Genomic DNA, 11,454 nt, shown 5'->3' with positions numbered 1-11,454 from the left:
TGGGGCCTGCTGCGAAACGGGTGCCAAGAGTCGAGGTGCCTTTTCTACGCCGCTCGCACCCGTTTCTCGCTTTGACGGCCCCTGCCGCGACCACCCCGCCCCGTCCCACCCCCTCCCGTGCGGAGGGGGTGGAAAGACGGGCCGGTCAGTCCTTGATCTCGCAGATGGCCGCACCGCTGGTGACGGTGGCGCCGATGGCGGCGGTGAGGCCGACGACGGTGCCCGCCTTGTGGGCGTTGAGGGGCTGCTCCATCTTCATGGCTTCCAGGACGACGATGAGGTCGCCCGCGGCCACGGTCTGGCCCTCTTCGACGGCGACCTTGACGATGGTGCCCTGCATCGGGGACGCCAGGGTGTCGCCCGAGGCCGCGGAGCCGGCCTTGGTGTTGGCTGCGCGGCGCTTGGACTTGGCCGCGGGCTTGCTGGTGGTGGTGGCGAGGTTGGAGGGGAGTGAGACCTCGATCCGCTTGCCGCCGACCTCGACCACCACGGTTTCGCGGGTGTCGGGTTCGTCCGCGTCCGCACCGGTGGGGGTGAAGGCGGGGATGGTGTTGACGAAGTCCGTCTCGATCCAGCGGGTGTAGATGGTGAAGGGGTCGCTGGTGAAGGCGGGATCGGCGACGACGGCCCGGTGGAACGGGATGGCGGTGGCCATGCCCTCGACCTGGAACTCGGCCAGGGCGCGGGCGGCGCGCTGGAGTGCCTGGGTGCGGGTGGCGCCGGTGACGATCAGCTTGGCGAGGAGCGAGTCCCAGGCGGGGCCGATGACGCTGCCGGTCTCCACGCCGCTGTCCAGGCGGACGCCGGGGCCGCTGGGGGGCGAGAAGCGGGTGACGCTGCCGGGGGCCGGGAGGAAGCCGCGGCCGGGGTCCTCGCCGTTGATGCGGAACTCGAAGGAGTGACCGCGGGCGGGGGGGTCGTCGTAACCGAGCTCTTCGTTGTCCGCGATGCGGAACTGCTCACGGACCAGGTCGATGCCGGTGACTTCTTCGGTGACCGGGTGTTCGACCTGGAGGCGGGTGTTGACCTCGAGGAAGCTGATGGTGCCGTCGTTGGCGACCAGGAACTCGCAGGTGCCGGCGCCGACGTAGCCGGCCTCCTTGAGGATGGCCTTGGAGGCGCTGTAGAGCTGGGCGTTCTGCTCGTCGGTGAGGAAGGGCGCGGGGGCCTCTTCGACGAGTTTCTGGTGGCGGCGCTGGAGCGAGCAGTCGCGGGTGCTGACGACGACGACGTTGCCGTGGGTGTCGGCGAGGCACTGGGTCTCGACGTGGCGGGGCTTGTCGAGGTAGCGCTCGACGAAGCACTCGCCGCGGCCGAAGGCGGCTACGGCCTCGCGGACGGCGGAGTCGTAGAGCTCCGGGATTTCCTCCAGGGTGCGGGCGACCTTGAGGCCGCGGCCGCCGCCGCCGAAGGCCGCCTTGATGGCGATGGGGAGACCGTGGGCTTGGGCGAAGGCCACGACCTCGTCGGGGCCTTCGACCGGGTCCGGGGTGCCGGCGACCAGGGGCGCGCCGGCCCGCTGGGCGATGTGGCGGGCGGCGACCTTGTCGCCGAGGTCGCGGATGGCCTGGGGCGGCGGGCCGATCCAGATCAGGTCAGCGTCGATGACCGCCTGGGCGAACTCGGCGTTCTCGGACAGGAAGCCGTATCCGGGGTGGACGGCGTCGGCGCCGGAGTCGGCTGCCGCCCTGAGCACCTTGGCGATGTCGAGATAGCTGCTGGCCGGGGTGTCGCCGCCGAGGGCGAAGGCCTCGTCGGCCGCCCTGACATGCAGTGCGTCCCGGTCCGGCTCGGCGTACACGGCGACGCTGGCGATACCGGCGTCCCGACAGGCCCGGGCGACGCGGACTGCGATTTCTCCGCGGTTGGCGATGAGCACCTTGCGCACAATGGCTCCCTTCTTGAACCGTGGATGAGTTTATGGAGTGCGAGGGCCAGTTGGTGTAGCGGATCCCGTGGTGAGCTTGCCCACACGGAGGGTGATTCTTGTTGTTCCACGGTACGCCGGGGCCCCGGGAACGGGTCGTGCGGCACAGCTCTTCCGCAGCAGCCTACTCATCAGTAAGGTGCCGACATGAGGATCTGGGCGACCATCGGGGCGGCTCTGCTGCTGGTGCTGGAAGCGCTGGTGACCAGTGTCCTGGCGCTGGTGCTGGGTATTGGCATCAAGCGGCAGAACATGTCTCTGGGCGGGCTCGAACCCGATCGCATGGCGCTGGGGGTGTGGGTCGGTCTGGGCACTTTGGCGGGCTTCTTGGTCGTGGTCGGGGCGGTACTGGCGATCATGGCGGCCCGGAGGCGTGCCATGGGGCGTCCCACAAGGATTCTGCTGATTGTCTGTGCTGTGCTGCACGCGGTGCTTGCGGCGGTGACGCTGGCGTTGTCGGGCGTGCTTGTCTTTGTGGTGTTGATCGTCACGTTGGGTTTCCTGGTGCTGGTCATTCAGTTGGGACCAGGACGGGACGCGGAGCCGACGCCTGCGCCGTGACGTCGCCCACCAGCTCGACGATGTCGGGTCCGTAGGCCGCGGGCTGGACCACCTTGAGGATCAGGCAGAAGGTGCCGCTCTGGCCGTGGCTGCGGATCAGCTCCAGGTGGTGCGAGATCAGGTAGTGCACCGCGGCCTGGTTGGAGGTGGCCGTCTGGCCGGACACCAGGAAGGCCGGCCGGCCGCCGGCGGAGATCCGGGCCACCAGGACGTAGCTGGCCTGGGCGGTCCAGGTGTAGGAGTCGGTTCCGACCTGGATGGCGAACTCGGAGGGGCGGGTGGCGTCGGCGTCGATCAGCACACCGGGGAAGCGCCAGGCCAGGTGGGCGGCGGTGCGTGAGTTGCTGGCGGGTCCGCCGATGCAGAACTCCGCCTTGTCGCCCAGCCCCTGGCGTATCTCGTTGTGCGGGACGATGTCGGCCCTGGCGCCGCACTCCTGGACCAGCGCGGCCAGTTCCATGAGGGCGAAGACGTCGCGGCGGGAGACGCTCTTCTCGCTGACCGAACCGGTGTGGCGGTTCACCACGAGCAGGCACTCGGTGCCGTTGTAGAGGCCGAAGAACTGCTGCTTGCGGGCCAGCCTGCGGCGGCGCAGGGCGACTTGCAGCGCCCAGGCGGCAGCGGCGCTGAGCGCGCTGGAGACGACGCCGAGGATGACGCTGAGCAGTCCGGCTCCCATGTGTTGCCCCCTCCCCTGTGGTCTACCAGGGTAGTGGTCCGTCAGGTCCAGAGGTCGGTGATCCTGACGTTCAATTCGAGCAGGAGTTCGCGGAGGAGGGGGAGCGAAAGGCCGATGACGTTGCCGTGGCTGCCGTCGATGCCCTCGATGAAGGGGGCGGAGCGGCCGTCCAGGGTGAACGCGCCTGCGACGTGCAGGGGTTCGCCGGTGGCGATGTAGGCGGCGAGCTCCTGGTCGGTGGGGGAGCCGAAGCGGACCGTGGTGGAGGCGGTGGCCGAGGCCCGGGCGCCGGAGCCGGTGTCGATGACGCAGTGGCCGGTCCGCAGGACGCCGCTGCGACCGCGCATGGACTGCCAGCGGAGCAGTGCCTCGGCGGCGTCGGCGGGCTTGCCGTGGGCCGTCCCGTCCAGGTCGAGGACCGAGTCGCAGCCGATCACCAGGGAGGGGGTGGTGAGCGTCGCTGCGACGGTGGCCGCTTTGGCTTCGGCGAGGAGCAGGGCGAGTCGGGCGGGGGTGGGGGCGGTGATCGTATCCTCGTCGACGCCGCTGACCATGACTTTCGGGTCAAGCCCGGCATTCCGGAGCAGACCGAGGCGGGCGGGCGAGGCGGAGGCGAGGATCAGCGGTACGGGCATGGTCATCAGGATAGGGGCTGGTCTAGGTTGGCCCGATGCTGAGAAGGCTTGCATTGTTCGCTGTGGCTGTGGTGCTGACGGGGTGTTCGAGTGCGGCGCCGAAGGCGGAGCCGGCGTTCTCCCCGTACGACTGCCTGAGCGTCGCGCAGTGGAAGACCCTGGTCCAACTGAGTTCGGACGGCTCGCAGTTCGACGCCCATGTGAGCGGGAAGGGCACGGTCGGCATCGTCTACGCGCATATGAGCGGGGCGGACCTGTGCGAGTGGTCTTCTTTTGCGAAGGAGGCTGCTGGGGAGGGTTATCTGACGCTGACGTACACGAGTTCCGGGTCCATGGACCTGGATGTGACGGCGGCGGTGGGTGAGTTGAAGCGCCGGGGCGCGACCAGGGTGGTCCTGGTCGGCGGGTCGATGGGCGGGACGGCGGTGCTCACCGCGGCGTCCCTGCCGGAGCCGCTGCCGGTGGCCGCGGTGGTCAGCCTGAGCGCCCCGGAGTCCTACGGCGGCGACAACGCGTTGAACGCGGTGAAGCAGTTGAGGATGCCGGTGCAGTTCATGGTGGATCAGGGGGATTCCGACTTTGCGGATGGGGTCGCTGAGCTCAGTCGGGTTTGCGGGTCGGCGCACAAGGTGCTGAAGGTCTATCCGGGGTCGGGGCATGCCAGTGCCGTATTGGCCGATTCGAAGGCCAAGGCCGACTTCGACGCGTTCATCCGGACGTATGCGCCGCCGTCCTGATCACCAGCCCATGACGAGGGCCATGATCAGGACGGCCAGGACGGCGATGAGCACCCCGGCGTGGCGCAGGAGCGCTCGTTGGCGGCGTCGCTCCTGCGCGGTCTCGTCGACGGGGTCGGACCACAGCATGCCTTCCAGGGTGCAACGCGGGCCCCGTCCGGCGCATGAGTACGGGTACTCAGTTGTGGGCCCAGCCGGCGGTGCGCCAGGTGGTGGGGCCGGGGCGGCGCGGGATGCGCAGGGTGCGGGCCCGGGAGGTCCACTCGGTGGCGGGGGCGTCCTCGGCGGTCCGGGCGGCGTTGGCAGCCGCCCGGGCCGAGACCACCGCCAGGACGGCGGCGAGCTCCTCGGGGCTGGGTCGGCCGTGCAGGACCTTGATCGGGGGCATGGCTCTCCTTAGAGGGGGATGTTGCCGTGCTTCTTGGGCGGCAGTACTTCGCGCTTGTTGCGCAGGGCGCGGAGGCCCTTGACGATGTGCTGGCGGGTTTCGGAGGGCATGACGACCGCGTCGATGTAGCCGCGCTCGGCCGCCACATAGGGGTTCAGCAGGGTGTCCTCGTAGGCCTGGATCAGCTCGGCCCGGCGGGCGTCCTTGTCGGAGGCGGCGGCGAGGTCGGCGCGGTGCAGGATGTTGACGGCGCCCTGGGCGCCCATCACCGCGATCTGGGCGGTCGGCCAGGCCAGGTTGAGGTCCGCCCCCAGGTGCTTGGAGCCCATCACGTCGTAGGCGCCGCCGAAGGCCTTGCGGGTGATCACGGTGATCAGCGGGACGGTGGCCTCGGCGTAGGCGTAGATCAGCTTGGCGCCGCGGCGGATGATGCCGTCCCACTCCTGGTCGGTGCCGGGCAGGAAGCCGGGGACGTCGACGAAGGTGAGCACCGGGATGTTGAAGGCGTCGCAGGTGCGGACGAAGCGGGCGGCCTTCTCGGAGGCGTCGATGTCCAGGCAGCCGGCGAACTGCATCGGCTGGTTGGCGACCACGCCGACGGCATGGCCCTCGACCCGGCCGAAGCCGGTGACCATGTTGGGCGCGAACAGGGACTGGGTCTCCAGGAACTCGCCCTCGTCCAGCAGGTGCCCGATGACCTTGATCATGTCGTAGGGCTGGTTGGCCGAGTCGGGGACGATCTCGTCCAGTTCCAGGTCCAGGGGGGTGGTGCTGAGGTCCGCTTCCTCGGGGAAGGCAGGGGGCTCTTCGAGGTTGTTGGAGGGGAGGTAGGACAGGAGGGCCTTGACGTAGTCGACGGCTTCCTTCTCGTCCGAGGCCAGGTGGTGCGCCACACCGGACTTGGAGTTGTGGGTGCGGGCGCCGCCCAGCTCCTCCATGCCGACGTCCTCGCCGGTGACGGTCTTGATCACGTCGGGGCCGGTGATGAACATGTGCGAGGTCTGGTCGGCCATCACGACGAAGTCGGTGATCGCCGGGGAGTACACCGCGCCGCCGGCGCAGGGGCCCATGATCAGGGAGATCTGCGGGATCACGCCGGAGGCCAGGACATTGCGGCGGAAGATCTCGCCGTACAGGCCGAGGGAGGCCACTCCCTCCTGGATCCGGGCGCCGCCGGAGTCGTTGATGCCGATCATGGGGCAGCCGGTCTTCAGGGCGAAGTCCATGACCTTGACGATCTTCTCGCCGAAGACCTCGCCGAGGGAGCCGCCGAAGACGGTGAAGTCCTGGGCGAAGACCGCGACCTGACGGCCGTCCACGGTGCCGTAGCCGGTCACCACGCCGTCGCCGTAGGGGCGGGTCTTCTCCTGGCCGAAGTTGGTGGAGCGGTGCCGGGCGAACTCGTCGAACTCGACGAAGGAGTCCTGGTCGAGCAGCAGGGCGACCCGCTCGCGGGCGGTCAGCTTGCCCTTGGCGTGCTGCTTCTCGATGGCGCGGGCGGAACCCGAGTGGGTGGCCTCGTCGAGCCGCCTTCTCAGATCCGCGATCTTGCCGGCAGTGGTGTGGGCCGCGCCCTCATTGGCGATTTCGGCGTGGGACATCCGGCGCGACTCCCGTCAGGAGGGGGTAGTACCGGCAGCTCCGCCGGCACCAACGGGTGAGGTTTCCGTTCAGTAGCGTAGTCATGACAGGCATGTGGCGGATACGGGGAGTGACCGGGGTCATAGGGTGGTTCCATGACTTCTCCCTGGAGTGATCTGGATCGGCCGCCGCTGCGCGGGGCGGCGCTGGAGCGGGCGCTGGTGCGGCCCGGCGGGCTGTGGACCTCGGTGCGGGTGGTGCCGGAGACCGGATCCACCAACAGCGACCTGGTGGCGGCAGCGGTCGGGGGAGCGCCGGCCGGGACGGTACTGGTCGCGGAGGAGCAGACGGCGGGGCGCGGGCGGCTGGAGCGGCGCTGGAGCGCGCCGGCCAGGTCCGGGATCTTCTTGTCGCTGCTGCTGCGCCCCGAGGTGCCCAAGGAGCGCTGGGGCTGGCTGCCGCTGCTGGTCGGGGTCTCCGCGGCGTCGGCGCTGGGCCAGGCGGGGGCCGCCGAGGTGCGGCTGAAGTGGCCGAACGACCTTCTGGTCGCGGTGGACGGCGAGGAGCGGAAGCTGGGCGGGATCCTGGCGGAGCTGGCCGGGGACGCGGTGGTGGTCGGGCTCGGGCTGAATGTCAGCCTGCGCGCGGAGGAGCTGCCGGTGCCGGGGGCCGGCTCGCTGCTGCTGGCGGGCAGTGCGGTGACCGACCGGGAGACGCTGCTGCGGGCCGTGCTGCGCACCTTCGAGGAGCTGTACCAGGAGTGGGTGGCGGCCGAGGGCGATCCCGAGGTCAGCGGGCTGCGGGCGGCGTACGAGCTGCAGTGCGCCACGCTGGGCCGCGAGGTGCGGGTGGAGCTGCCCGGCGGACGGGAGCTGACCGGCGAGGCGGTGGGCGTGGACGGGGACGGCAGACTGGTCGTCAGGGACGGCGGGGGACCGACCACGGCGGTCGGCGCGGGGGACGTGGTCCATGTTCGTGGACGGTCGGAGGACACCTTCTAACCTGGAGTGATGCCCCGGGCGGCGGGAATCCGTGCGAGGATTCGTGCGGGCGGCGGTGTGAGCAAGGCCACAGGGCGTGAGCGCGAGGGTGGACAGGTGGGCGACGAGGACGGCGAGTTCGAGGGCGGCGAGATCTCCGTCCCGATGCAGCTGGAGCAGCTGATCCTGGACTCGGAGCGGCAGTACACGCCGTTCCAGGCGGCCCGCGCGGCGGGTGTGTCGATGGAGCTGGCCTCGCGGTTCTGGCGGGCCATGGGCTTCGCCGACATCGGCCAGTCGCGGGCGCTGACCGACGCGGACGTGATCGCGCTGCGGCGGCTGTCGGGCCTGGTCGAGGCCGGGCTGCTGAGCGAGCCGATGGCGATCCAGGTGGCCCGGTCCACCGGGCAGACCACGGCGCGGCTGGCCGAGTGGCAGATCGACACCTTCCTGGAGCATCTGACCTCGTCCACCGAGCCCGGGCTGACCCGCTCCGAGGTGGCCTACCCGCTGGTGGAGCTGCTGCTGCCGGAGCTGGAGCAGTTCCTGGTGTACGTCTGGCGGCGGCAGCTGGCGGCGGTGACCGGGCGGGTGGTGCAGGCCGCCGAGGACGAGGACATGCAGAGCGGGCGGCTCGCCGTCGGCTTCGCCGACCTGGTCGGCTTCACCCGGCTCTCGCGCCGGCTGGAGGACGAGGAACTGGGTGAGCTGGTCGAGAACTTCGAGATCACCTGCGCGGACATCGTGGCCGGGCGCGGCGGGCGGCTGGTGAAGACGCTGGGCGACGAGATCCTCTATGTCTCCGAGGACGCCGGCACCGCGGCCGAGATCGGACTGGCCCTGGTGGAGACGCTGGGCAAGGACGACTCCATGCCCGCGCTGCGGGTCGGCATGGCCTTCGGCACGGTCACCACCCGGATGGGGGATGTGTTCGGAACCACCGTGAACCTGGCCAGCCGGCTCACCTCGATCGCCCCCAAGGACGCGGTGCTGGTGGACGGGGAGATGGCGGCGGCGCTGGAGCGCGAGGGCGCGGTCGCGCCGTCCGGGGCCGGCGGCGGTCTCGGGCTGCTGCCCGGGGCGGCCGACGCGCTGTCCGCGGTGGCCTCGGTGGGGATCGCCCCGGGGGACCGGGCGCTGGTGGTGGACGAGCCGGAGGCCGCGTACCGGTTCGGCCTCGCGCCGATGTGGCGGCGCCCGGTGCGCGGGCTCGGCCTGGTCGAGCCCTGGCTGCTGAGCCGCAGGTCGGCGTACAACGGCGGCTGAGCTTCCGGCGGTATGTCAGAAATGTACCTACGCTGGTGACTGACGGTCACTCGGTGGGCCGCGGGAAGGCGGCCAGAGGTGAGCGGGACGGGCGGCGCGGACGCGCGGTTGCGGGCGGTGGTCGGACTCGCCCAGGCGATGTCCGCCGCACAGACCCGGATCGAGGCGGTGCAGGTCGCGGCCCGGCGGGCGCGGGAGGCGCTGGACGCCGACATGGGGGCGGTCTCGGTCTGGGAACGGGACACCGGGCGGCTGCGGGTGCTGGTCAACAACGGCCTGCTCGCGGCGGGTGAGGAGGAGCTGCCGGAGGACGAGTCCTACGCGCTGGCCGAATACCCGGAGATCGCCCGGTTCCTGGCGCAGAAGGGCCTGGGCGAGCCCTGGACCGTCGACGGCCTGCCCCGGGCCTGGGCGCAGAGCGTGGACGACAGCCCGGACGGCCCCGCCTGCCGGGAGCGCGCGGCCTCGCTGCGGCGCCGGGGCCGGGGCTGCTGCCTGGTCGCGCCGATCCTGCTGCGGGGCCGGGCCTGGGGCGAGCTCTACCTGGCCCGCAAGGCCGGCGCCCCGGTGTTCAGCGACGAGGACGCCGGCTTCGCCACGGTGCTCGCCGCGCAGATCTCGGCCGGGCTGGCGCAGAGCGAGGAGTTGGAGGAGGTCCGCAGGCTGGCCTTCACCGACGCGCTGACCGGGCTGGCCAACCGGCGGGCGATCGACGCCAAGCTGGACACCGCGCTGGAGGCGCACCGGGCCGACGGCACCGTGGTCTCGCTGGTGGTCTGCGATGTGAACGGGCTGAAGCGGGTCAACGACGAGAAGGGCCACGAGGTCGGCGACCAGCTGCTGGCCCATTTCGCCGACCAGTTGTCGCTGTGCGGGGCGATGCTGCCCGGCAGTGTGGTCGGACGGCTCGGCGGCGACGAGTTCTGCCTGGTCGCCGAGGGGGTGTCGGCGGACGAGGTGGTCCGGGTCGCCGAGGAGCTGTGCGCCCAGGCGCTGACCCTGGATCAGGGCGAGGGCGTGGCCTGCGGGGTGGCCTCGACCGGGGACCCGATCGGCCCGGTGACCACGGCGGACCGGCTGTTCCGGTTGGCGGACGCGGCGCAGTACCGGGCCAAGGCCGGGCAGGCCGCGCACCCGGTGGTGGCCGGCCGGGGGCAGGCCCCGGATCCGACGGTACGGCTGGCGGAGGGCGCGGCCGATCCGCGGAGCGACGTGGGGGGCCGGAAGAACGAGCGGCGGCGGTTCAGGGGAGCCCGACACAGTGCCGAACCCGGACTGCTGCTCTCGGCTGTGATCGGTGCTCTCGACGATGAGCAGCCGACGCGCCGGGTGCATCCCGGCGACACCCTCGGCCGCCTTGAGGTGGTCGCCGAGACCTCGGCCCGGCTGCTGGACGCGGTGTCCTGGTGGATCTCCTACGTCCCGCCCGGCACCGCGCAGATGCGCACCGCCCACTACGGCGTCCGCCGGATGACCCGGGGCCCGGGCAGCATCAGGGCCCAGGTCCAGCGGGCGATCAACGAGGCCCCCGACGCCGTCTTCGACCTGCGCGCCTACCCGCTCACCGCGCAGGCGGTGCGCGGCGGGGCCTTCAGCATGCGGGTGGGCGTCCCCGGCAACGACCCGGCGGAGGAGGCGGTGCTGCTGGTCGGCGGCTACCGCGCGGTGCTGGCGGCGGGCGGCCACAACCCGGCCGGGGGCTGGCTGATCGAGCTCTTCGCCGACGACTCGACCCTGTCCTTCGCCGCGCTGGGCCCGGTGCTGCGGGCCCTGATCGCGGTGGCCCTGTCCGGCCCGGCCTCCCCGCCCGGCTGATCAGTCGGCGACGGTGATCCGTTCCGCGGCGCTGTAGACGTTGGCGCTGCGGTCGCGGAGGAAGCCGACCAGGGTCAGCCCCAGGTCGGTGGCCAGGTCCACGGCGAGGGAGGAGGGTGCGGAGACGGCGGCGAGGAGCGGGAGTCCGGCCATCGCGGCCTTCTGGGTCAGCTCGAACGAGGCCCGCCCACTGACCATCAGCAGGTGTCCGCGCAGCGGCAGCCGGTCCTCGCGGAGCGCCCAGCCGACCACCTTGTCGACGGCGTTGTGCCGTCCCACGTCCTCGCGCAGGCAGAGCAGTTCGCCGGTGGCGCTGAACAGGCCGGCCGCGTGCAGGCCGCCGGTGGAGTCGAACACCTTCTGCGCGGCCCGCAGGGTGTCCGGCAGGCCGTAGAGGGTGTCGGGACCGATCCGCAGCGGGTCGGCGGCCAGGTCGTACGGCACCCGGGTGCGGATCGACTCGATGGTCTCCCGGCCGCAGATGCCGCAGGCGCTGGAGGTCAGCAGGTTGCGGTGCAGCGAGACCGGCGCGGCGCCGCCGCCCCGCAGCGCGGCGTCGATCACGTTGTAGGTATTCAGTCCGTCCGCGTCGGTGCCGGCGCAGTAGCGCAGGGCGGTGAGCTCGTCCGGGCCCGCGACCAGCCCTTCGCTCACCAGGAAGCCGGCCACCAGGTCGAAGTCGTGTCCCGGGGTGCGCATGGTGACGGTCAGCGCCTCGCCGCCGATCCGGATCTCCAGCGGCTCCTCGGCCGCGAGGGTGTCCGGCCGGACGCTGCTCTTCAGGTCCTGCAGCCGCACCACGCGGCGGCGCGTCGTCGTTCGTCCCATGCCGTCCACGGTATCCGGCCCGGCCTGGTTGTCATATTGCCATTCACCTGCTGTCAT

General features: G+C 71.4%; 12 protein-coding genes. 5 read left to right on the top strand and 7 right to left on the bottom strand.

The window, feature by feature from the left end; genetic code table 11:
• Nucleotides 1-145: 145 nt before the first annotated feature.
• The gene (locus ACEZDG_RS36060; protein ID WP_380518653.1) at nucleotides 146-1,888 is read right to left on the bottom strand and encodes an acetyl/propionyl/methylcrotonyl-CoA carboxylase subunit alpha; all 1,743 of its coding nucleotides are present in this window, start codon (nucleotides 1,886-1,888) and stop codon (nucleotides 146-148) included.
• 186 nt (nucleotides 1,889-2,074) lie between these two features.
• On the opposite strand from ACEZDG_RS36060, the gene ACEZDG_RS36055 reads away from it, so the two are divergent.
• Nucleotides 2,075-2,488, top strand: a complete 414-nt coding sequence (locus ACEZDG_RS36055; protein WP_380518650.1) for a hypothetical protein — start codon at nucleotides 2,075-2,077, stop codon at nucleotides 2,486-2,488.
• Here ACEZDG_RS36055 and ACEZDG_RS36050 read toward each other — a convergent pair.
• Together ACEZDG_RS36050 and ACEZDG_RS36045 are read right to left on the bottom strand one after the other, a co-directional pair.
• A complete protein-coding gene (locus tag ACEZDG_RS36050) occupies nucleotides 2,439-3,167 on the bottom strand; it encodes a hypothetical protein (RefSeq protein ID WP_380518647.1) in 729 nt (242 codons plus the stop codon). The two genes, ACEZDG_RS36055 and ACEZDG_RS36050, sit on opposite strands and share 50 nt — an antisense overlap.
• Before the next feature lie 41 nt (nucleotides 3,168-3,208).
• Complete coding sequence (locus tag ACEZDG_RS36045; protein ID WP_380518645.1) at nucleotides 3,209-3,808, bottom strand: nucleoside triphosphate pyrophosphatase; 600 nt, start codon at nucleotides 3,806-3,808, stop codon at nucleotides 3,209-3,211.
• A 29-nt stretch (nucleotides 3,809-3,837) separates the two neighbouring features.
• Between ACEZDG_RS36045 and ACEZDG_RS36040 the strand changes: the two genes are divergently transcribed.
• Nucleotides 3,838-4,539 carry an alpha/beta hydrolase family protein gene (locus ACEZDG_RS36040; RefSeq protein ID WP_380518642.1) on the top strand — a complete coding sequence of 234 codons (702 nt, stop codon included), beginning with the start codon at nucleotides 3,838-3,840 and terminating at the stop codon, nucleotides 4,537-4,539.
• Here ACEZDG_RS36040 and mmpB read toward each other — a convergent pair whose 3' ends face one another.
• The 3 genes from mmpB to ACEZDG_RS36025 are packed head-to-tail and all read right to left on the bottom strand — an operon-like array spanning nucleotide 4,540 to nucleotide 6,528.
• Entirely contained in the window at nucleotides 4,540-4,668 is a 129-nt protein-coding gene (gene mmpB, locus ACEZDG_RS36035) for a morphogenic membrane protein MmpB (RefSeq protein ID WP_380518639.1), read from the bottom strand.
• Nucleotides 4,669-4,717: 49 nt separating this feature from the next.
• Complete coding sequence (locus ACEZDG_RS36030; RefSeq protein WP_380518636.1) at nucleotides 4,718-4,927, bottom strand: acyl-CoA carboxylase subunit epsilon; 210 nt, start codon at nucleotides 4,925-4,927, stop codon at nucleotides 4,718-4,720.
• An 8-nt stretch (nucleotides 4,928-4,935) separates the two neighbouring features.
• On the bottom strand, nucleotides 4,936-6,528 hold the full coding sequence (locus tag ACEZDG_RS36025) for an acyl-CoA carboxylase subunit beta (RefSeq protein ID WP_380518633.1): 1,593 nt from the start codon (nucleotides 6,526-6,528) through the stop codon (nucleotides 4,936-4,938).
• A gap of 135 nt (nucleotides 6,529-6,663) precedes the next feature.
• Here ACEZDG_RS36025 and ACEZDG_RS36020 point away from each other — a divergent pair, with 135 nt between their 5' ends.
• From ACEZDG_RS36020 to ACEZDG_RS36010, 3 genes are all read left to right on the top strand, one after another.
• On the top strand, nucleotides 6,664-7,509 hold the full coding sequence (locus tag ACEZDG_RS36020) for a biotin--[acetyl-CoA-carboxylase] ligase (protein WP_380518630.1): 846 nt from the start codon (nucleotides 6,664-6,666) through the stop codon (nucleotides 7,507-7,509).
• Nucleotides 7,510-7,653: 144 nt separating this feature from the next.
• Nucleotides 7,654-8,754 carry an adenylate/guanylate cyclase domain-containing protein gene (locus ACEZDG_RS36015; RefSeq protein ID WP_380518663.1) on the top strand — a complete coding sequence of 367 codons (1,101 nt, stop codon included), beginning with the start codon at nucleotides 7,654-7,656 and terminating at the stop codon, nucleotides 8,752-8,754.
• A gap of 78 nt (nucleotides 8,755-8,832) precedes the next feature.
• Nucleotides 8,833-10,569: a GGDEF domain-containing protein gene (locus ACEZDG_RS36010; protein ID WP_380518627.1), complete on the top strand. Its 1,737-nt coding sequence runs from the start codon at nucleotides 8,833-8,835 to the stop codon at nucleotides 10,567-10,569.
• Here ACEZDG_RS36010 and fdhD read toward each other — a convergent pair whose 3' ends face one another.
• Nucleotides 10,570-11,397, bottom strand: coding sequence for a formate dehydrogenase accessory sulfurtransferase FdhD (gene fdhD / locus ACEZDG_RS36005; protein WP_380518624.1), 828 nt, complete (start codon nucleotides 11,395-11,397; stop codon nucleotides 10,570-10,572).
• Nucleotides 11,398-11,454 lie beyond the last annotated feature (57 nt).

It is taken from the genome of Streptacidiphilus alkalitolerans, assembly GCF_042511045.1.
Taxonomy (GTDB): Bacteria; Actinomycetota; Actinomycetes; order Streptomycetales; family Streptomycetaceae; genus Streptacidiphilus; species Streptacidiphilus alkalitolerans.
This window is presented reverse-complemented; position numbering and strand designations above follow the sequence as displayed.

Excerpts from the sequence above, each read along its gene's own strand:
- ACEZDG_RS36030 (WP_380518636.1), bottom strand. The coding sequence starts at position 4,927 with ATGCCCCCGATCAAGGTCCTGCACGGCCGACCCAGCCCCGAGGAGCTC.
- ACEZDG_RS36025 (WP_380518633.1), bottom strand. The coding sequence starts at position 6,528 with ATGTCCCACGCCGAAATCGCCAATGAGGGCGCGGCCCACACCACTGCC.
- ACEZDG_RS36040 (WP_380518642.1), top strand. The coding sequence starts at position 3,838 with ATGCTGAGAAGGCTTGCATTGTTCGCTGTGGCTGTGGTGCTGACGGGG.
- ACEZDG_RS36015 (WP_380518663.1), top strand. The coding sequence starts at position 7,654 with ATGCAGCTGGAGCAGCTGATCCTGGACTCGGAGCGGCAGTACACGCCG.
- ACEZDG_RS36045 (WP_380518645.1), bottom strand. The coding sequence starts at position 3,808 with ATGACCATGCCCGTACCGCTGATCCTCGCCTCCGCCTCGCCCGCCCGC.
- mmpB (WP_380518639.1), bottom strand. The coding sequence starts at position 4,668 with ATGCTGTGGTCCGACCCCGTCGACGAGACCGCGCAGGAGCGACGCCGC.
- ACEZDG_RS36055 (WP_380518650.1), top strand. The coding sequence starts at position 2,075 with ATGAGGATCTGGGCGACCATCGGGGCGGCTCTGCTGCTGGTGCTGGAA.
- ACEZDG_RS36020 (WP_380518630.1), top strand. The coding sequence starts at position 6,664 with ATGACTTCTCCCTGGAGTGATCTGGATCGGCCGCCGCTGCGCGGGGCG.
- ACEZDG_RS36050 (WP_380518647.1), bottom strand. The coding sequence starts at position 3,167 with ATGGGAGCCGGACTGCTCAGCGTCATCCTCGGCGTCGTCTCCAGCGCG.
- fdhD (WP_380518624.1), bottom strand. The coding sequence starts at position 11,397 with ATGGGACGAACGACGACGCGCCGCCGCGTGGTGCGGCTGCAGGACCTG.